Genomic DNA, 19,313 nt, shown 5'->3' on the forward strand with positions numbered 1-19,313 from the left:
GAATGCCCTTGACGGGCCTTCAAGGGGCGCCATACGACTGCACACCACAGTGCAGTGCAAATGATTTGCCTGCGTGACGACAATCTGCGCCGGGCCGGGATTTTCCGGGACCGGCCCGCAAAGCAAAAGGATTTCGCGGATGGATGGGAATGATCCTGCCGAAGATTTCATTTCGATCGAAAGCGCGGGCAAAGTCTTTGCGACCCGATCGGGCGAGCAGATCACGGCGTTGAGCAGCGTCAATCTGACCATCGCCAAGGGCTCTTTCGTCACGCTCGTCGGGCCCAGCGGTTGCGGCAAAAGCACCCTCTTGCGTCTGATCGGCGGGCTTCTGGCACGCAGCAGCGGCAGTGTCCGGATCGGCGGCAAGGAGATCACGCGCCCGACCTCCGGCGTGGGGGTGGTGTTTCAGGCGCCGATCCTGCTGCCGTGGCGCAGCGTGCTGCAGAACGTGATGATCGCGGCGGATCTGGGCCGGGTTCCGCAAGACGAGGCCGCCCGCAACGCTCGGCACTATCTGGAACTGGTCGGGCTCGCCGGGTTCGAGAACAAATATCCCCGCGAATTGTCGGGCGGCATGCAGCAGCGCGTCGGTATTGCCCGTGCCCTGGTCCATGACCCGGATGTTCTGTTGATGGACGAACCCTTTGCCGCACTTGACGCGATGACGCGCGACCACCTTCAGGTCGAGTTGCAATCCATCTGGGCCGAAAGCGGCAAGACGATCATCTTTGTCACCCACTCGATCCATGAGGCGGTCTTTCTCGCCGACCGGGTGGTGGTGCTGGCGGCGCGGCCCGGGCGGGTGGTCGATGACATCGCGGTCGACATGCCGCGGCCGCGCCGGCTGGAGATGATCAATTCCGAACAGTTCGGCGTCTATTCGCAATCCGTGCGGCGCCATTTCGAAGCCGAGACCGAGGTGGCCGCATGACCCTGCAACTGGCTACGCCCCTGGCAAAGGCCCGGAAAGGCTTCGCGCCGCCCTTCGACCGCATCACCCTTTTGTCCCTGATCATCCTGATCGCCGTCCTGGCCTTCTGGGAGTTTCTTCTCGTGCCGCTCTCGGGCATCAGCCCGGCGCTCTTGCCCAAGCCGAGCGAGATTGCGGTGGCGCTTTATGTCGGTCTGACGCAGGGCTATCTCTTCGCGGACACGCTCATCACCCTGCGCGAGATTGTCCTTGGCTATATCGTAGGGGCGCTGGTGGGCTTCGTTCTGGCGGTGCCCGTCGCCGAATGGCGCGTGGCCGAGCGGATCATGTCGCCCTATATCGTTGCGGCGCAGGCCATTCCCAAGGTGGCGATCGCACCCCTGTTCGTGGTGTGGTTCGGCTTTGGCATGACCTCCAAAGTCCTGATCGTGGCGCTGATCACCTTCTTTCCGGTCTTCGTCAACGCGGTGGCGGGTCTGCGCGCGACCCCGGCGGAACAGGTGGAAATGCTCAGCGTCTACAACGCCTCGCGCTATGAGAGGTTTCGCTTTCTGAAGCTTGCCAATGCCGCGCCCTATGTCTTTGCCGGGCTGAACGTCGGCGTCACCCTCAGCGTGATCGGCGCCATCGTGGCCGAGTTTGTCGGCGCGCAGGAAGGCATCGGGGCCGCCATCATGCGGGCCGGCTTCGCGCTGGACACCGCAGGCGTCTTTGCCGCCATCTCGGTCCTGACCCTCATCGCCGCCCTGTCCAGCGCCGCCGTCCAGATGTTGGGCCGCAGGCTTGTGTTCTGGATGGACGACAGCCGCCGCTGACCCTTTCCGCCACATCCCCATCCCCCCTCAGGAGACCCCATGTCAAATCTGAAGAAACTGGCCGCCGCGCTTGTGGTGGCCGCAGCCCAGGTCTGCGCCACGACCGCGCAAAGCGAAGCGTTGCAGAAGGTGCGCATCATCAACGGCAACCCGCTGATGATCTCTGCCGTGTTCGAGCTTTATGTCCCGCTGGCCATGGGCTGGTGGAAGGACATGGGCCTTGAGCCGGAGGTTGTCTTCTCGCAAGGCACCAGCGCTGCGGTGCAGAGTATCATCGGCGGCAGCGGCGACATCGGGATGGGCAACACGACGCCCTGGCTGTCCGCCGACATCAAGGGGCTGGAGGCGTTCCGCATGGTGGCCTCGATGCGCAACACCTCGTGGCGAATCCTGACGATGAGCAAGAGCGGCATCACCAAGCCCGAGGATCTGGCCGGCAAGACCATCGGCATCGGCGTGGCTGGCACCGGGGGGCTGATGTATCTCAACTCGATGCTGAGCAAGGCCGGCATCGACCCGCAAGGCGGCGTGAAGCAAGCCGTCATCGGCGTCGGCGCCCAATCGTTTGAGGCTTTGAAAAGCGGCATGGTCGATGCCAGCCTGACCTTCATGTCCGAGATTGCCACCTTCAAATCCATGGGCAACGACGCCAGCTACTTCTATGACGACGCCTGGCTCGATTTCCCGGACTACGGCGTCTTCGTGACCGACCGGATCAGCAAATCCGACCCGGTTCTCGTCGAGAAGATCGCCAAGGGCATCGCGATGGCGCAGGTCTTCGCCGAGGCCAACCCGGACTGCGTCGCGCGGATTTTCCAGACAAACTACGGTCAGGGCAGCAAGCTGACCGATGCCCAGGCTCTGGAGATTGCGACCTCAAACGTGGCGGATGCCAAGATCCCGTTCGAGCGGGCGGGGGGCAAGTACCATGCGGCTGTCTCGGCCGATGGGATGGACAAGCTGCAGAACGTCCTCAAGGACAACGGGCTTTTGCAGACCACGGTCGACGTGGCCACCCTCTTGCCCGAAGACCCGACGTTCTTCGCGCGCATCAACGATTTCGACCATGCGGCCGTGATCGCGCAGGCCAAGGCCTGCAAAGGGTATTGAGGCCTTTAGCCTCCCGCTGCACCGGCCTGCGGGCCGGCGCTTTCCCCTCATCCTGAAGAGACGAAGATGATTGAAATCGACCACATCTGTCTTGGCACGCAGAACGTTTACGGCGGGGCGCATCGCCTGCACACGGAAACCGGGCTGGGCCATTACGAGGGCGGCTGGTTCCCGAAACTGGGGTTGGCCAACCGGATTTTTCCAACCGGCGGTGATACATATATCGAGGTGGAAAGCTGCATCGACCTTTTCGCCTATGAAAAGGGCGTTGAAATCTCGCGTTATTTTCACGATCAATGCGTGAATGGCGATGTTTTCATCGGCTGGTGCGCCCGCGTCGACACAAGGGCAGAGCTTGAGGCGCTGGCCAAGCGGCTGGGCAGCGACATTGTCGAAAACGGGCTGCGCCAGCGCCCCGACGGCGCCACCGGCATTGCCGCCCGCACGCCGGAAACCCTGGGCTGCTGGAAGGCGGGGATTCCGAACTTCTTCCTCGTCCCCGACCGCAGCAAGCATCCCTCCAACCAGCCCGCCCAATTCGCCCGGAAGCGTCCGACCGCAGCGCCCTGGCTTGAGGTTGGCGGGACCGAGGAGGAGATGAGCGACTATCTTGGCATCAGGGCCTCTGCCATCGGGCTGCGTTTCAACGGCAAGGCGCACGGGCTTTACGCCATGGGGGTGATGACTGATCAGGGCGAGGTGATCATCCGGCGCTATCCGGTGACCGGCACCACGGGGCCGCGCGGTCTCCTCTCTGCCGCCGCGTGAGGCGGGTTCGCGCCCCGGGGCGGAGGCAGCACCTCCCTTTGGCCTGGGGCGGCCTTGCGGTCCAAGAATCCCTTTTTTCTTTCCACGCCCCGATGGTATCAACGGGCGGGCGCCTTCACTCGGCAGTGCAGGCCGCAAGATGTTTCACGATCACCTGGGGAAAAGCCTTGAAAGACGACGCACCGCTGCCCGCCACGTCAAGCCGTCAGGCCATCATGGATGCAACGGTGGCCTATCTTCTGAAGAAGCCCTTTGAAAAGGTCAGCATGGCGGAGATTGCCGAGGCGGCGGGCGTGTCGCGCCGGACCATCTTCAATCAATTCGACACGAAGCTTGCCCTCTTCGAAGAGGCGTTGAAGCAGGTCTGGACCCGCATTCCCATGGCGGCCATCACCCAGGCCGAAACCGCGCTGGATGACCCGCGCGCCACCTTGCGCGCGGTCGGTCAGGCGATCATCGCCTTTTGGGGCCATCCCGATGCGATCGACATCGCCCGCATGGTGATCCGCGAGGGCGCGCAATATCCCGCGCTGACCACCCATTACATCGAATTGGGCAAGCGCCCGGTAACGGCGGCGCTGATCGCCTATCTGGAACGCGCCAACCGCGAGGGCCTGATGCCGATCACCAACCCCGGGCTCGCCGCCAAGCAGTTCATCGGCATGATCAATGAACCCTTGGTGTTTCTGGGCATCCTCGGCGTCAAGGAGGATCACAGCCCCGAATATGCCGCCTATGTGGTGGAAGAGGCGGTGACCTGCTTCTTCCTGCGCTATCCCCTGACCCCGAAGTAACCGGATTTCCGGCGCCCCGCGCTGCAACCTGGCGCGCGCCCGAGGCTTACAGCGCCGCACCCACAGGAAGGGGAGAAGCTGGATCGACCAGCCCCGCCGTCTTCAGATCGCTCCACAACGCGGCGGGAATCGTCCAGCGCATGTAGCGGATATTCTCCTCCATCTCCGGCACCGACCGCGCCCCCGGGATGACGCTGGCCACCACCGGATGGCCAAGCGGGAACTGCAGCGCCGCCGCCGCCAGCGGCACGCCATGGCTGTCGCAGATCGCCTTGATCTGCCCGACCCGCTGCAGCACGGCAGGCGGCGCCGGACGGGTGTTGAAGGTGGCGCCCGCCACCGGGCCGGTCGCCAGAATGCCGGAGTTGTAGGGGCCGCCAATGATGATCCGGGTGCCGCGCCGGGCGCATTCCGGCAAGAGGGTCGCCAGCGGCTCCTGCTCCAGCAGGGTATAGCGGCCCGCCAACAGGAAATAGTCGAACTGGCCGGCCACGACGAAATCCGACAGCATCTGCCATTGGTTGATGCCGACGCCCACCGCCTTGATCACGCCCTGCGCGCGCAGATCGTCCAGCGCAGGATAGGCCCCCTCCATCGCCTCCCTGAAGCGGCTGCGGGCATAGGGGTCCTCGCCGGGCGCGAAATGCAGCGCCTCGTCGGGGTCGTGGATGGCGACCATGTCGACATGATCGGTCCCGAGCCGCTTCAGCGTCCCTTCCAGCGAGCGCAGCACGGCATCGCGGGAATAGTCGAATTCTGCCCGGAAAGGCGGGGCCTGATCCCAGAGGCCGGGGGTGAAATCTTCCTTCGGGATCGGCACCAGATCATAGCCGATCTTGGAGGAGATCACGATCTCGTCCCGGGGCAGGGTGGCAATCGCCTCGCCCAGCCGGCTTTCGGCCAGACCAAAGCCATAGACCGGTGCCGTGTCAAAATAACGGATGCCGTTGGCAAAGGCGGCCTGCACGGTGTCATGCGCGACCTGCGGGTCGGTTGCCCGGTACATGTTGCCAAGCCCGGTGCCGCCAAGCCCCATCGTCGTCACGCGCAGGCCGTCTGCGGTGATGGCCCGTGTCTTCATGCCCGGCGCCCCTGTCTGATCCTGCATCCCTGACCCTCCTCGGTCATCGTCTCCGAAACGTATTGACAGTCCTGTTGTCGTACAACAAGGTAACCACACGAAGCTAGGCGCAAGCCGGGTTCGCGTCAAGTCCGGGGTGGTCGAGCGGGTTTTCCCGTCCGCCGCACGGGCCTGCGGACCGGCCGCGCAAGGCAAACCTGCATCTGCTACCGCCGGGAGGGTCGAACACCATGCAGACTGAAATCAGGCACGCGAGCCACCCCGAGGCGGTGCGCACTTTCGACACCGAGGCGCTGCGGCGCCACTTTCTGGTTGAAACCATCTTTGCGGCGGGCGAGATCCGGCTGACCTACTCGCACTATGACCGGATGGCGATTGGCGGTGCCATGCCGCTGGACGTGCCCTTGACGCTGGAGGCGCCCAAGGCGGTCGGGCAGGACACTTTCCTTGCCGCGCGCGAGATTGGCATCCTGAACGTATCCGAAGGGGCGGGGCGGGTGGTCGTGGACGGCACGCCCCACGAGCTGCAGAAATACGACTGTCTCTATGTCGGCAAGGGAGCCATCGACCTGCGCTTTGAAAGCGCCGATGCGACCCGTCCTGCCAAGTTCTATCTGGTCTCCACCCCCGCCCATGCCAGCCATCCGACGGTGCTCTTGTCGCGCGACAAGGCGCGGACCTTCACCAATGGCGCAGCGGAGACCTCGAACGCGCGGTCGATCTTTCAATACATCCACCCCGAGGTCTGCGCCTCCTGCCAACTGACCCTCGGCATGACGATGCTGGACCCGGGCAGCACCTGGAACACGATGCCGAGCCATACCCATGACCGGCGGATGGAATCCTACTTCTACTTTGATCTGGATGAGGATCAGCGGATCTTCCACCTGATGGGCGAGCCGCAGCAGACCCGGCATCTGGTCGTGGCCGGCGAGCAGGCGGTAATCTCGCCGCCGTGGTCGATCCATTCGGGCGTCGGGACCAAGAATTACAGCTTCATCTGGGCGATGGCGGGGGACAACAAGGTTTTCACCGACATGGACCATTTCCCGATTTCGGCGATGAGGTAGGCCATGACCCATCCATTCGATCTGTCCGGGCGTGTCGCCGTGGTGACCGGCGCCAACACCGGGATCGGTCAGGGCATCGCCGTGGCGCTGGCCTCTGCCGGGGCTGCGGTCGTCGGCGTGGGGCGGTCCGCGATGGACGAAACCGCCGACCTGTTGGCCGGGGCAGGCGGGCGTTTTCATGCCCTGCGTGCCGATCTTGGCACGAACCAGCCGCTGCAGGGCATCGTGGCCGAGGCCATTCAGACCTTTGGCGGGCTGGATATTCTGGTCAACAACGCGGGCATCGTGCGGCGCGGCGATGCGGTGGACTTCCGCGAGGAGGATTGGGATGAAGTCATCGACACCAACCTGAAATCCACCTTCTTCCTCGCGCAGGCGGCGGGGCGGCACATGATCGCGCAGGGTCGGGGGAAGATCATCAACATCGCCTCGATGCTGTCGTTTCAGGGCGGCATCCGGGTGCCGTCCTACACCGCCTCGAAAAGCGGGGTGGCGGGGATCACCCGGCTGCTGGCCTGCGAATGGGCGGCCAAGGGCGTCAATGTGAATGCGATCGCCCCCGGCTACTTTGCCACCAACAACACGGCGGCCCTGCGCGACGACCCCGAGCGCAGCACCAGCATCCTGGCGCGGATCCCTGCCGGCCGCTGGGGTGCGCCCGCTGATATCGGCGGGGCTGCGGTGTTTCTGGCCTCCTCCGCATCGGATTACGTCCATGGCACGATCCTCGCGGTCGATGGCGGCTGGCTGGCACGGTGACCCTTGCGGTCATCGTCTGCGAGGGAGGCGCCGCAAAAACACCGATTTCCGCGCGGGGCGGCTTTGGTCTGCGCAAGGGGGAGGCCGGCAGATTTCGCCCTATTTTCACTGGGTATTTGCAAGGCCATTGTCGGATGCAAAGAGTTTGAGTATGGTTATCGAGTTGAAGGGTTGTCGTACAAATAAGCCATCGGAATCACTTCAAGACCCAGGTGCCGGGAAAAAGGTGGCACCGGGTGCGTCACTCAACGGGAGGAAGAAAATGAACGACAAGACACTTTTGCGCATCGGCGGCATGAACCGTCGATCGTTCCTGGCCACGGTCACCGCCGGGGCCACGGTCGCCGCCTTGCCGCGCGCGGTTTTCGCGGCGGACAAACCGACGCTGGTGACCTCGATCCGCTCGCTGTCGAACCCCTATCACGCGGTCTGGAAGGCCGGGGCAGAGGCCTTTGCTTCGGCCATCGGGCTGGACCATGTCACGCTGGTCTCGGAGGGCAACAGCGAGAAGGGCATCGCCGACATCAAGGCGATGCTGGCCAAGACCGGCGGCAACATGGTGCTGAACTCGGACCCGAACGACACGCCCGACGCCCGCCCCATCGTCGAGGCCTGCGCCAAGGCCGGCGCCTATGTCGTGACCCAGTGGAACAAGCCGGCGGACCTGCATCCGGTGGACTTCAACCCGAACTACGTCTGCCACATCGAATTTGACGGCATTTCCAGCGGCCAGCAGATCGCGGAGATCCTGTTCAAGACCATTGGCGGATCGGGCGCCATCATCGCGCTGGGCGGCCAGATCTCCAACACCGCCGCGATCGAGCGCAAGAAGGGGCTGGAGGCCGCCCTGGCCGCCAATCCGAACATCGAACTGCTGGACTTCCAGGTTGCCAACTGGAAATCCTCCGAGGCGTTCGATCTGACCGGCAACCTGCTCACCAAGTTCGGCGACAAGGTGAAGGGCATCTGGGCCGCCAATGACGACATGGGCACCGGAGCACTTGAGGCTTTGCGCGGCGAAAACCTCGCCGGCACTGTGCCGGTCGTGGGGGTGGATGGCATCAAGGCCGCCGTCGATGCGGTCCGCAAGGGCGAGTTCGCCTGCACCGTCACCTCGGACCCGTTCTGGCAGGGCGGCATGGGGCTTTCGATCGGCCTGAACGCGCTTCTGAAGAAGTTCGACCCCGCCAAGGAGGCGCCGGAACACCGGGAGTTCTATGGCAAGGCCGTGCTGATCGCGAAAGACAACGTCGAGGACTATTACAAGACCAACATCGACGCGCAGCCCAAACTGGATTGGAATGACCTTTGGGGCCGGGTGACCGGGCCGATCCGGACCTGATCCCAAGTGAAACCCCGCGCGACGAAAGTGGCGCGGGCGTCCCGCGACGGCCTGCGCATGCCGGCCGTCGCGTATGCTGTTGCAGGGCCCTTGAGGGGGCCATTGCGCCGACCCTTGCAGATCTGGAATGGGGAATAGCTTGTTGACCGCAGAACCTGATACCATCAAATCAGCCTCAAAGGCCCGGAAAATGCCGACTTTCGCCAGCTGGCTGTCAAGTGCCCCCCTCGCGCGGCGGCTTCGGTCGCAGGCGCCGCTTGTCGTGCTGATCGTGCTCTGCCTTCTGATCACGCTGGCCAATTCCAGCTTCATCGAGCCGCGCAATCTGGTCCGCGTCCTGAACTCCTCCGCCGTGCCTTTGACGCTGGCGATGGGGCTGACCTTCATCATCCTCTTGGGCAGCATCGACCTGTCGGTCGAAGGTGCGCTGTCGGTCTCGGCCATGGTGGTGGTTCTCCTGGCCAGCAACGATGCCAACGGCAACGATTACGGCTGGTTCGCCGCCCTTGCGGCGGTTGTGGCCGGAACCGTGATGGGATTGGCCAATGGGCTGATCCAGACCACGCTGCGCATCCCGTCCTTCATGGCGACCTTGGGCATCTGGTTCATTGGCCTGGGGATTTCGGTCTATATGCTGGGCGGCTCGGCAGTCCGGCTGATGGACCCGGGCCTGCGGAGCCTGGCGCTGGCCCGCTTCCTTGGCCTGCCGCTGGCGGTCTGGGTGGCGCTGGGCGCGCTGATCCTGGCCTATACCGTGCAATATCACACCCGCTTTGGCCGCCATGTCATGGCGATCGGCGGGGCGGAGGATCTGGCCGAACTGTCGGGCGTCAACACCAGACGGGTGCGGGTGCTGGCCTTCGGTCTGGCCGGGTTCTTCTTTGCCGTGGCGGGTGTCCTGTCGGCGGCGCAGCTCGGCCGGTCGGATGCCGTCATCGCCGATGGCCGCCTGTTTGCCGCGGTAACCGCCGTCGTGGTAGGCGGCACCGCGCTGACCGGGGGCGAGGGTGGGGTACTTAACACCCTGATCGGCGTGCTGATCGTCACCGTCCTGTCGAACGGGATGATCCTGCTCGGCGTCTCGCCCTATATCCAGCAGACGGTGCAGGGCCTGATGATCATCGCCGCCGTCGCCCTTTCGCTCGACCGCATCCGCCTCAAGATCGTGAAGTGACCGCCATGCTCGCAGCACATTCCATCAGCAAGTCCTTCTCCGGCGTGCCCGCCCTGAAAGGCGTCTCGCTGGAGATCCGCCCGAACGAGGTCGTGGGCCTGATCGGCGAGAACGGCGCCGGGAAGTCGACCCTGATGCGCATCCTGGCCGGCACGCACCAGCCCGATGGCGGCACCCTGACGCTCGACGGTCAGCCGCTGCGGATGCGCAGCGCGCGCGACGGGGCGGCGCATGGCATCGGCATGGTGTTTCAGGAGCAATCCCTGCTGCTGAACATGTCGGTGGCCGAGAACATCTACCTCGGGCAAGAAGGCCAGTTCGTCCGCTTTGGCCTGATGGACTGGCGCGCCTTGCGGGCCGCCGCGCGGCGCCAGCTGGAAAAGATCGGCGTCGATATTGATGTGACGGCGCGCACCTCGGAACTGACCTTTGCCGCCCGCCAGATGGTGGAACTGGCCAAGGCCTTGACGCTGGAGGAGACGGTGGCCCGTTCGATCGTGATCCTGCTGGACGAGCCGACCTCGGTTCTGAGTGCGTCTGACATTGACGTGCTGTTCAACCGGGTCCGCTCGCTGAAATCGCGGGCCAGCTTTGTCTTCGTCTCGCACCGTCTGGACGAGGTGCTGCGCATTTCTGACCGGGTTTACACGATGAAGGATGGCGAGGTGGTGGCCGAACATCGCGCCGCCGATGTCACCGGGCCGGAATTGCACGAGATCATGGTCGGGCGCGGATTGCAGACCGCCTATTACAAGGAAGACCGTCAGGTCGCGCCGCAGGACGAGATTGTCGTGGATGCGGCGGGTCTGGGCGTGGAAGGGGCTTTCAGCGATGTTGACCTGCAGATCCGCGCGGGCGAGATCCTCGGGATCGCTGGCGTCGTGGGCTCTGGCCGCGAGGAGGTGACCCGCGCCTTGGGCGGCTTTCTTCCCCATTCGGCAGGTGAACTCCGGATCAAGGGCGAGGCGGTGCATTTCCGCTCGCCCGAACAGGCGGTGCGCAAAAGCATCGGTTATGTCCCACGGGAACGCCGGGTCGAGGGGCTGGTCATGTTCCTGTCGATTGCCGAGAATATCTCGCTCGCCGATCTTTCCGCGGTGATGACCAATGGCGCCATCAGCTACCGGCGCGAAAGGCAGCTGGCGCGCGACTGGATCACCAGGCTGCGGATCAAGGCGCCGGGGCCGGACATCGCCTGCCGCAAGCTTTCGGGCGGGAACCAGCAGAAAGTGGTGCTGGCGCGCTGGATGACGGCGGGGTCGCGGATCCTGATCCTTGACCACCCGACGCGCGGTCTGGATGTCGGTGCCAAGGAGGAGGTCTACGAGCTGGTCCGCGACCTCTCGGCCCAGGGTATCGCCATCCTGCTGATCTCGGACACGCTGGAAGAGACGATCGGGCTGTCGCATCGGGTCATCGTGATGCGCGACGGTGCGGTCACGGCGCGGTTCGATGCGGCGCGCGGCAACAAGCCTGACCAGATTGATCTGGTCAGGGCGATGGTATGAGGGGGCTGTGATGCAGGGCAACATGACGATGAAATCGCTGATTGCGACGGGATGGGTGCAGGGATCGGTGCCACTTCTGCTGCTGATCCTGCTGGTGCTGATCGTGAGCGTCGCCGCCCCGGGGTTTCTGACCGCCGAGACGCTGCTTCTGCTTTTGTCCAACACGGCGGTGCTGTTCATCCTGGCGGCGGGGGTGACCTTTGCCATCCTGATCGGCGGGATAGATCTGTCGATCCAGGCGGTGGCCTCGCTGGCCAGCGTGATCCTCGCGCAGCTGCTGCCGAGCCTCGGGTTGGTGGCCTTCCCTTTGGCTATCCTGAGCGGTCTGTTTTTCGGCCTGTTGTCGGGCTATGTCCATGTGCGGCTGAAGGTGCCGTCCTTCGTGGCGACGCTGGCCACAGGCGGCGTCGTGGCCGGGATCGCCCTTTGGGCGGCGGATGGCAGGGCCATCACGATCGAGGAGGGCGGGCGGGCCAATACCGCCTGGGTCAACGGCACGGTGGGCGGGGTGCCCACGGTAATCCTGATCGCCGCCGCGGTGGGGATCCTGGCCTTTGTCGTGCTGCGCTACACGAGGTTCGGGCGCTATTGCCTTGCGGTCGGTGCGGGCGAGCCTGCGGCGATGGCGGCGGGGATCAATGTCGACCGCACCAAGATTGTGGCTTTTGCCATCTCGGGCACTCTGGCGGCCTTGGCGGGTGTGGTGCTGGCGGCCAGGCTGTCCAGCGGGTCGCCCAACCTCGCTAACCAGCTGTTGCTGCCGGCGATTGCGGCGGTGATCGTGGGCGGCACGGCGATCACCGGCGGGTTGGGCGGGGTGGTGCGCACCGGGGTGGGCGCGCTGATCATCTCGATCGTCCGCATCGGGATGACCTTCATCGGCATCAACATCTTTGCCGAGAACGTGGTCTTCGGCAGCGTGTTGATCCTCGCCGTGGCGATCACCATCGACCGCAGCAAGATCGCGATCATCAAGTAGGCAGGGCGCAAAAGCGAAAGCCACGACCGCGGTCGTGGCTTTCGTCGTCTTACATCGTGCTGAGGCCGATCAGCTCGATCTTGTAGCCATCGGGGTCTTCGATGAAGGCGATATGCGTGGTGCCATGTTTCATCGGGCCCGGCGGGCGCGGAATTTTGGCGCCCTGCTTTTCCAGCGCGGCGCAGACGGCGTAGATATCCTCGACGCCAAGCGCCAGGTGGCCAAAGCCGGTGCCAAGCTCATAGCCCGCGTCGCGGCCCCAGTTATAGGTCAGTTCGACCACGGTGTCGGTCTCTTCGGGGCCATAGCCCACGAAAGCGTTGGTGAACTTGCCCTCCGGGTAGTCGTCGCGGCGCAACAGCGTCATCCCCAGCATCTCGGTGTAAAAGGCGATCGACTTGTCCAGGTCAAAGACCCGGATCATCGTATGCATCATTCTGAACTTTTCAGGCGTCGCGCCCATGGTCAGAGTCCTTCTGTGAAAGTGGTGTTTCTCCCTGATTTTCCAGAGAATCAGCGGCGGCTTCATCGGTGCCGGCTTGCTGTTCTAAATCAGTGTTGTATGATAACCATGCAAGATATTGCGATGTCCAGCCGATTCAACGTCTGTGGGAGTGCGCGCGTGCAGACCAGTCTTCCCCCCGTTTCCACCGCGCTTGCCGCGCTGCGTTCGGCGCTTCCCGAGGGGCTTTTGCTGACCGATGAGGCCGAGTTTCCACGCTACAGTCTGGACCAGACCGGCAAATTCCACGGCACGCCCCTCGCCGTTGCCCGGCCGCGATCGGTGGAGGAGGTCAGCCTGCTGATGCGCGTCTGCCATGAGCTGCGGATCAGGGTCGTCCCGCAGGGCGGGCAGACCGGCCTGGTCGGCGCCGCAGTGCCAAGCGCTTCAGGCGGCGAAGTGGTGATCTCGCTGGAGCGGATGAACCGGGTCCGCTCTGTCAACCCGCTGGATTTCGCCATGGTCGTGGAGGCGGGCTGCGTGCTGGAGGCGGCCAGAAAGCAAGCCGAGGCGGCGGATTGCCTGCTGCCGATCAGCCTTGGCGCGCAGGGCAGCTGCCAGATCGGCGGCAATGTCGCCACCAATGCCGGCGGCTTCAACGTGCTGCGCTTTGGCATGACGCGCGATCTGGTGCTGGGGCTGGAGGTCGTGCTGGCCGATGGTCAGATCTGGAACGGGCTGCGCACCCTGCGCAAGGACAACCGGGGCTATGACCTCAAGCAGCTTTTCATCGGCAGCGAGGGCACGCTGGGCATCATCACGGCGGTGGCGCTGAAGGTCTTCCCCAGGCCCACGCAGGTTGAGACGGCGCTGATCGGCCTCGCCTCGGTTCAGGATGCGATGGCGCTTTACGCCCGGGCGCGGCGCGAATGCAGCGACCTTCTGTCGGCCTTTGAACTGATCCTGCGCGGCGGGATCGAGATTGCTCTGAATGCCCGCCCCGATCTGCGTGACCCGCTCGGGCAAACCTATCCGGTCTATGTTCTGGTCGAGGCTGCGGCGGGCGGGCGCGTCGATCTCAAGGTCCTGATGGAGGAATTTCTGAACAGCGCAGGCGATCTCGTGCAGGATGGCGTGGTGGCGGCGAACCGGGCGCAGGCCGAAAAGCTCTGGCTTCTGCGCGAGGTGATGGTGGACCGGCAGGGCCGTGGCGGACGCTACCTGCGCACCGATGTCTCGGTCTCGATCTCCCACATCGCGGATTTCGTGGCAGAGGCGCTGGACGGGCTCGACGCCGCCTTCCCCGAAGCGATCAAGGTGACCTATGGCCATGTCGGCGACGGCAACATCCACCTCAATGTTGTGCCGCCGCTCGACATGCCCGCCGAGGCGATGGACGATCTCTTCCATGCGGCGGAGGCCATCATCTTTGACGTGGTGGACGAACATGGCGGCTCGATCAGTGCGGAGCATGGCATCGGTCTGGCCAAGCAGGCGGCCTATCTTGACCGGGTTGACCCAGTGACCCTTGCGCTTGCCGGTCGCATCAAGGATGCCTTTGATCCATTGAATTTGCTGAGTGCCGGGCGCATATTCCCGCGCCCGCCCCGATAGACTGGACCCGGCCATGGCCTTGAAGCTCGACAAAGTTGACCGTGGCCCGCACCTTTCGACGCTGGTGGCCAGTTCAATCTCGCGCGAGATCGCGCAAGGCCGCCTGAAACCGGGCGATCAACTGCCGACCGAGCAGGCGCTGGCCCAGACCTTCGGCGTCAGTCGCAACGTGGTGCGCGAGGCGATCGCCCGCCTGCGTTCGGAGGGTCGGGTCTGGTCCAAGCAGGGCCGCGGCGCCTTTGTCACCGACGAGCCGAACGCCACGGTCCTGACCATCAACCACGACGCCCTGCAACAGGCCGGCGCCTACCGCGACCTGTTTGAACTGCGCGGCATTCTGGAAGTGCAGGCGGCGGCTCTGGCGGCGGAACGGCGGACCGAGGCGGATCTGGCCGCCATGCGCCTCGCGCTCGACACGATGCGGGAGGCGCCCTATGGCAGCGTCACCTGGCTTCAGACCGATCTGGAGTTTCACAAGACCGTCGCCGCCGCCACCGGCAACATCTACATGGTGCAGTTCCTGACCTTCGTTTCGGAAAAGGTGCGCGACAGCATCCTCGTCTCGGGCAACCAGAGGAAATCCGAGGATCTGGCCCAGTTCACCCTGGCCGAACACCACCGCATCCTGGAAGCGATCGCGGCACAGGATGCACCGGCCGCACAGGCCGCGATGCGCGCCCACCTGTCCAATGCAGCGCAGCGGGTCGGCCTGTCCGAGGCCGGCCCCTCAGCCGCCGTCTGATCGGCCGCAGGGCCGTTTTGCTTTTTGTGCCGGGATGGTTTAGGTACGGAAGACAGAGGCGGGCCAAGCCAAACCATGTGCGGGACGATCGGGCAGAATGACGGACAACGACGAGGCAGTGTTCAGCGCGATCCGCCAGGTGCCCAATCTGCGCAGCGAACTGGCTGCTTCGCTGATCGCCCAGATCGAATCCGGTGACCTGAAGCCGGGCGCGCGTCTGCCGACCGAACAGGCGATCATGCTGGCAACCGGGGTCAGCCGCACCATCGTCCGCGAAGCGCTGGCCACCCTGCGCGCCAAGGGCCTGATCACCACGCGGCAGGGGCTTGGCGCCTTTGTCACCAGCGACCCCAGCCCGCGCACCTTCTCGATCCTTCCCAACGATCTGGAATCGCTGGACGAAGTCCTGCACGTTCTGGAATTGCGAATGGGCATCGAATGCGAGGCCGCAGGCCTGGCCGCCCTGCGCCGCACGCCGGAGGATCTGGAGCGGATGCAAAGCCGGCTCGATGCGCTGGATCAGGCGGTCGCTGAAACCGGCCAGGGCCCGCAAGAGGATTTCGCCTTTCACCGCGCCATGCTGGCCGCGACGCAGAACCCCTATTACGGGCGGCTTTTCGACACTTTCGGCAGCCTGATGGTGCCGCATCAATGGGCCCAGTTCGACCGGATGACCGCCGCCGAGCGCCAGCGCCATGCCAAGCGGATGCGCAAGGAACATTACGACATCTTCAACGCGATCGCCCAGGGCAACGAGGCCGCAGCCCGCCGCGCGATCCGCCATCATCTGTCGCAAAGCGCCGGCCGTTTCCGCGGCCTGCGCGACGCCTCGCGTCCGGCATGACGGCAAGGCGCCTTCCGGCTCTGGTATCCAAAAACGCGCTGCGCCGGGGTGCCGGGGCCTTGCCTTCTTGACAGGTTGTCGTACAACGTAACTTTGGCGCCGCCGGATCTCCGGGGGCGATGTGATGCGGGATAGCGTGAGGTATCCCGGCCAGCGACCTCAGGAGGGTGACTATGCGATCCAGGGAATTCGGGCGGACCGGCCGCCAGGTCAGTGAAATCGGCTTTGGCGCCTGGGCGATCGGGGCGGCCTGGGGGCAGGTCAATGACGGCGAGGCGCTGGCCGCGCTGCACACGGCGCTGGATACCGGCGTCACCTTCATCGACACCGCCGATGTCTATGGCGATGGCCATTCCGAACGCCTGATCGCCCAGGTGATGAAAGAGCGCGGCGGCGAGCGCCCCTTCATCGCCACCAAGGCGGGGCGCCGGCTGCCCAGCCAGGCGGTCGAAGGTTACACATTGGAAAACCTGACCAACTTCATCGACCGAAGCCGCAAGAACCTCGCGATGGACACGCTCGATCTGGTCCAGCTGCACTGCCCCTCGACCGATGTCTACTATCACCCCGAAGTCTTTGACAGCCTCGAGACGTTGAAGGCGCAGGGCAAGATCGCCAACTACGGTGTCAGCGTCGAGCGGGTGGAAGAGGCGCTGAAGGCGCTGGAATATCCCGGCGTGGTCAGCGTCCAGATCATCTTCAACGCCTTCCGCCTGCGCCCTGCCGAGCACTTCTTCGGGCAGGCCAAGGAAAAGAACGTGGCGATCATCGCCCGCGTACCGCTGGCCAGCGGGCTTCTGTCCGGCAAGTTCAGGAAGGACACCACCTTCGAAGCCTCCGACCACCGCCAGTTCAACCGCCATGGCGAGGCCTTCGATGTGGGCGAGACCTTCTCGGGCGTGCCCTACGAGGTCGGGCTTGAAGCGGTGGAGCGGGTGCGGCCACTCGTTTCGGGCGATACGACCATGGCGAAATTCGCGCTGCGCTGGATCCTGATGTTCGATGCGGTGACCGTGGCCATTCCGGGCGCCCGCAACCCGGCGCAGGCCCGTTCCAACGCCGAGGCCGCCGATCTGCCGCCGCTGTCGCAGGCCACGATGGATGAAATCCGCGCGATCTATGACAGCAGCATCCGGCCCTACGTGCATCAGCGCTGGTAGGCGCGGGCCTTCGGGCCTCGATGACGTCGCAGTCCCCGAGCATTCACGGATGGTGCAGAATGACCCGCGTGGTGTTGATTGGCGAATGCATGGTGGCGCGGCCAAAGCGCGGAGCCGACGCTGGCGTCTGATCCCGCCGCCCTGCAAGACTTTCGCGCACAGGGCGGCAAGATGGCCTGCGACCCGAACCTGCGGTCAAGGCTCTGGACCTCGCCCGAGGAGATGCGCCAGGCGATCAGCCTTGCCGCCACCAGCGCCGATGTCGCGCTGCCCTTTTCCGAGGACGAGGCGCCGTGGTTCGGCAATGCCAGCCCGGAGGCCTCCGCCCGGCGCTACGCCGGTGCAGGGGCGGCTTGCGTGGTGGTCAAGAACGGCGGCGGCGAGACGGTCTCGCTGCTATACGGCGCCTAGGCAACGCACACGTGCAGGCCCGTGGCCGATATGGTCGATACGACCGCCGCGGATATTGCTGCGCAGGTCATCGGGCAGCGCGGGGCGCTGATGACTGTTCGAAGTCCCTCGGCGTGAACGCGGCCTAATAGTTGACTAAAAGAATCTGATTTACAAAGTTGACTAAATAACTCAGAAATAAGCATGCGCCCAGCCACCCGTTTCTCGGGAAGCCCGGACCTGATCCGTGACCGTCCTGATTTCAGAGGAACCGATGACACAGCTGCTCTTTCCCCCCACCGCTCCGTGCAGGGCAGGCCGATGATGGCGCTTGCGATCACCGCCCCCGCCTCCGCCGTGCCGACCTATGATGCCCGCGTGCTGACTGCGGGCCAGACAGTGGCACAGATCGTGCTGGACGATCACGTCTACACCCTGCGCATCACCAAAGCCGGAAAGTTGATCCTGACAAAATGAGCAAACCCTGGTTCATCTCGCCCTCGACGCCGGGGGCTTTCGCGCCGCGCGGTGCCGCCCCGGTCGGGGTGGTGGTCGATCTGCCCGTACTGGAGCAGGGGGCCGTCCTTCTGATGCGGCACTGGTGTGACAGCCCGGCGGGCCGCAGCGCCGTGGCGGAGGATTTCACCATGACCCTCGGCCCCGACCGTGCCGCAGAGGCGGTGGCGGCGCTTGATCACCTGATCACGCTTCTGGTCCATCACGGCCGCCGCCCCTTCATGCGCCATGACATCCGCTGTACCTGTCTGGGCGGCGATGAAAGCGCCTTCGCCCTCCTGGTCGCCGCCGCCATGGCCGGAGATCGCGAGGATGCGATGGCGCTGGCCCTGACCATGCTGCCCGCCGACCTCGCCTTCGAGGCCGTCCAGACGGCAGAGCCGCTGGGCCGCCTGATCCTCGCCATGGCGCGGCGGTTGCGCGGCCAGCGGGTGGCGGAGCCCACCTTTGCCATGCCGCCCGGCACAAGGCCGCATTGACCCCTAAAGCGCCGCCGCGCTCCGGCACGATTGCGGCACGAACCAGGGGCCGGCGGCGGGGGGCGTGTTCATCGCGACCTCGCAGCCGTAAGCCTGCCGCAGCCTGGGCGCGGTCAGCACTGCCGCGGGCGCATCGCAGGCGGCGACCCGGCCCGCCACGACCAGCGCGATCCGGTCGGCGAACATGGCGGAAAGGTTGAGGTCATGCATCACCGCCACCACCCCGCCCCCGCCATCGGCAAAGCCGCGCGCCAGTTGCATGACCTGCAGCTGCTGGCCGAGGTCGAGGCTCGCCACCGGCTCATCCAGAAACAGCCAGCGCGAACCTTGTGGCCCAACGGGCTGCCAGACCTGCGCCAAAGCGCGCGCCAGGTGGGTGCGTTGCTTCTCCCCGCCCGACAGGGTCTGAAAGTCGCGCGCCGCGACATGGGCAAGCCCCACCGCGGCCAAGGCCTTTCGGGCCAGGCCGGGCATCTGGGCGAAATCGCCAGCCTCCTGCCCCATTTCCACAATCTCCTCGGGGCGAAAGCCGAAAGCCACCTGGGTGTCCTGCGGCAGCACGGCGCGGAGGCGGGCCAGAACGGCAGGCGGGGTTTTGGCCACATCCAGACCGTTCAGGGTCAGCCGACCCTCGGCCCGGATCTCGCCCAGGGCGGCGCGCAGAAGCGTGCTTTTGCCTGCGCCATTCGGGCCGCAGATCGCCAGGACCTGCCCGGCCCGGGCGGTCAGGTTGATGCCGTGCAGGATGGTTCTGCCGCCCAGCCGGGCGGAAAGATCGGTGATCTGCAGCAT

General features: G+C 65.0%; 21 protein-coding genes. 18 read left to right on the forward strand and 3 right to left on the reverse strand.

Going from position 1 to position 19,313, the window contains the following annotated elements:
* Positions 1 to 139 precede the first annotated feature (139 nt).
* From AC1DVR_RS02385 to AC1DVR_RS02405, 5 genes are all read left to right on the forward strand, one after another.
* Positions 140 to 934 (forward strand): ABC transporter ATP-binding protein, encoded by a 795-nt coding sequence (locus tag AC1DVR_RS02385; RefSeq protein WP_477998916.1) that lies wholly within the window; start codon positions 140 to 142, stop codon positions 932 to 934.
* On the forward strand, positions 931 to 1,749 hold the full coding sequence (locus AC1DVR_RS02390) for an ABC transporter permease (protein WP_477998917.1): 819 nt from the start codon (positions 931 to 933) through the stop codon (positions 1,747 to 1,749). The genes AC1DVR_RS02385 and AC1DVR_RS02390 overlap by 4 nt, the downstream gene beginning before the upstream one ends.
* A gap of 39 nt (positions 1,750 to 1,788) precedes the next feature.
* A complete protein-coding gene (locus tag AC1DVR_RS02395) occupies positions 1,789 to 2,859 on the forward strand; it encodes an ABC transporter substrate-binding protein (protein ID WP_477998918.1) in 1,071 nt (356 codons plus the stop codon).
* A 66-nt stretch (positions 2,860 to 2,925) separates the two neighbouring features.
* Complete coding sequence (locus AC1DVR_RS02400) at positions 2,926 to 3,627, forward strand: VOC family protein (protein WP_477998919.1); 702 nt, start codon at positions 2,926 to 2,928, stop codon at positions 3,625 to 3,627.
* Between the two features lie 167 nt (positions 3,628 to 3,794).
* Entirely contained in the window at positions 3,795 to 4,421 is a 627-nt protein-coding gene (locus tag AC1DVR_RS02405; RefSeq protein ID WP_477998920.1) for a TetR/AcrR family transcriptional regulator, read from the forward strand.
* A gap of 46 nt (positions 4,422 to 4,467) precedes the next feature.
* Here AC1DVR_RS02405 and AC1DVR_RS02410 read toward each other — a convergent pair whose 3' ends face one another.
* Positions 4,468 to 5,529, reverse strand: coding sequence for an aldo/keto reductase (locus tag AC1DVR_RS02410; protein WP_477998921.1), 1,062 nt, complete (start codon positions 5,527 to 5,529; stop codon positions 4,468 to 4,470).
* 203 nt (positions 5,530 to 5,732) lie between these two features.
* Here AC1DVR_RS02410 and kduI point away from each other — a divergent pair, with 203 nt between their 5' ends.
* The 6 genes from kduI to AC1DVR_RS02440 all read left to right on the forward strand — a co-directional run bounded on the left by kduI (position 5,733) and on the right by AC1DVR_RS02440 (position 12,334).
* Complete coding sequence (gene kduI, locus AC1DVR_RS02415; RefSeq protein ID WP_477998922.1) at positions 5,733 to 6,572, forward strand: 5-dehydro-4-deoxy-D-glucuronate isomerase; 840 nt, start codon at positions 5,733 to 5,735, stop codon at positions 6,570 to 6,572.
* Positions 6,573 to 6,575: 3 nt separating this feature from the next.
* A complete protein-coding gene (gene kduD / locus AC1DVR_RS02420) occupies positions 6,576 to 7,331 on the forward strand; it encodes a 2-dehydro-3-deoxy-D-gluconate 5-dehydrogenase KduD (RefSeq protein ID WP_477998923.1) in 756 nt (251 codons plus the stop codon).
* Positions 7,332 to 7,593: 262 nt separating this feature from the next.
* Positions 7,594 to 8,673 carry a sugar ABC transporter substrate-binding protein gene (locus AC1DVR_RS02425; protein ID WP_477998924.1) on the forward strand — a complete coding sequence of 360 codons (1,080 nt, stop codon included), beginning with the start codon at positions 7,594 to 7,596 and terminating at the stop codon, positions 8,671 to 8,673.
* Between the two features lie 190 nt (positions 8,674 to 8,863).
* A complete protein-coding gene (locus AC1DVR_RS02430; RefSeq protein WP_477998925.1) occupies positions 8,864 to 9,847 on the forward strand; it encodes an ABC transporter permease in 984 nt (327 codons plus the stop codon).
* A gap of 5 nt (positions 9,848 to 9,852) precedes the next feature.
* A complete protein-coding gene (locus tag AC1DVR_RS02435; protein ID WP_477999287.1) occupies positions 9,853 to 11,355 on the forward strand; it encodes a sugar ABC transporter ATP-binding protein in 1,503 nt (500 codons plus the stop codon).
* Between the two features lie 10 nt (positions 11,356 to 11,365).
* Positions 11,366 to 12,334 carry an ABC transporter permease gene (locus tag AC1DVR_RS02440; protein WP_477998926.1) on the forward strand — a complete coding sequence of 323 codons (969 nt, stop codon included), beginning with the start codon at positions 11,366 to 11,368 and terminating at the stop codon, positions 12,332 to 12,334.
* A 49-nt stretch (positions 12,335 to 12,383) separates the two neighbouring features.
* On the opposite strand, the gene gloA is transcribed toward AC1DVR_RS02440, so the two are convergent.
* Positions 12,384 to 12,770, reverse strand: coding sequence for a lactoylglutathione lyase (gene gloA / locus AC1DVR_RS02445; RefSeq protein WP_477998927.1), 387 nt, complete (start codon positions 12,768 to 12,770; stop codon positions 12,384 to 12,386).
* Between the two features lie 186 nt (positions 12,771 to 12,956).
* Here gloA and AC1DVR_RS02450 point away from each other — a divergent pair, with 186 nt between their 5' ends.
* From AC1DVR_RS02450 to AC1DVR_RS02480, 7 genes are all read left to right on the forward strand, one after another.
* Complete coding sequence (locus AC1DVR_RS02450; protein WP_477998928.1) at positions 12,957 to 14,390, forward strand: FAD-binding oxidoreductase; 1,434 nt, start codon at positions 12,957 to 12,959, stop codon at positions 14,388 to 14,390.
* Between the two features lie 13 nt (positions 14,391 to 14,403).
* Positions 14,404 to 15,132: a FadR/GntR family transcriptional regulator gene (locus tag AC1DVR_RS02455; RefSeq protein WP_477998929.1), complete on the forward strand. Its 729-nt coding sequence runs from the start codon at positions 14,404 to 14,406 to the stop codon at positions 15,130 to 15,132.
* A gap of 97 nt (positions 15,133 to 15,229) precedes the next feature.
* Positions 15,230 to 15,976: a FadR/GntR family transcriptional regulator gene (locus AC1DVR_RS02460; protein ID WP_477998930.1), complete on the forward strand. Its 747-nt coding sequence runs from the start codon at positions 15,230 to 15,232 to the stop codon at positions 15,974 to 15,976.
* Between the two features lie 173 nt (positions 15,977 to 16,149).
* Complete coding sequence (locus AC1DVR_RS02465) at positions 16,150 to 17,136, forward strand: aldo/keto reductase (RefSeq protein ID WP_477998931.1); 987 nt, start codon at positions 16,150 to 16,152, stop codon at positions 17,134 to 17,136.
* A gap of 78 nt (positions 17,137 to 17,214) precedes the next feature.
* Positions 17,215 to 17,547: a hypothetical protein gene (locus AC1DVR_RS02470; RefSeq protein ID WP_477998932.1), complete on the forward strand. Its 333-nt coding sequence runs from the start codon at positions 17,215 to 17,217 to the stop codon at positions 17,545 to 17,547.
* Positions 17,548 to 17,847: 300 nt separating this feature from the next.
* Positions 17,848 to 18,003: a hemin uptake protein HemP gene (hemP, locus tag AC1DVR_RS02475; protein ID WP_477998933.1), complete on the forward strand. Its 156-nt coding sequence runs from the start codon at positions 17,848 to 17,850 to the stop codon at positions 18,001 to 18,003.
* Positions 18,000 to 18,521 (forward strand): hypothetical protein, encoded by a 522-nt coding sequence (locus tag AC1DVR_RS02480; RefSeq protein ID WP_477998934.1) that lies wholly within the window; start codon positions 18,000 to 18,002, stop codon positions 18,519 to 18,521. Before hemP ends, AC1DVR_RS02480 begins: the two co-directional genes overlap by 4 nt.
* Before the next feature lie 3 nt (positions 18,522 to 18,524).
* Here AC1DVR_RS02480 and AC1DVR_RS02485 read toward each other — a convergent pair whose 3' ends face one another.
* Entirely contained in the window at positions 18,525 to 19,313 is a 789-nt protein-coding gene (locus AC1DVR_RS02485; protein WP_477998935.1) for a heme ABC transporter ATP-binding protein, read from the reverse strand.

The sequence above is a fragment of the Rhodobacter sp. P2_H5 genome (assembly GCF_056403335.1).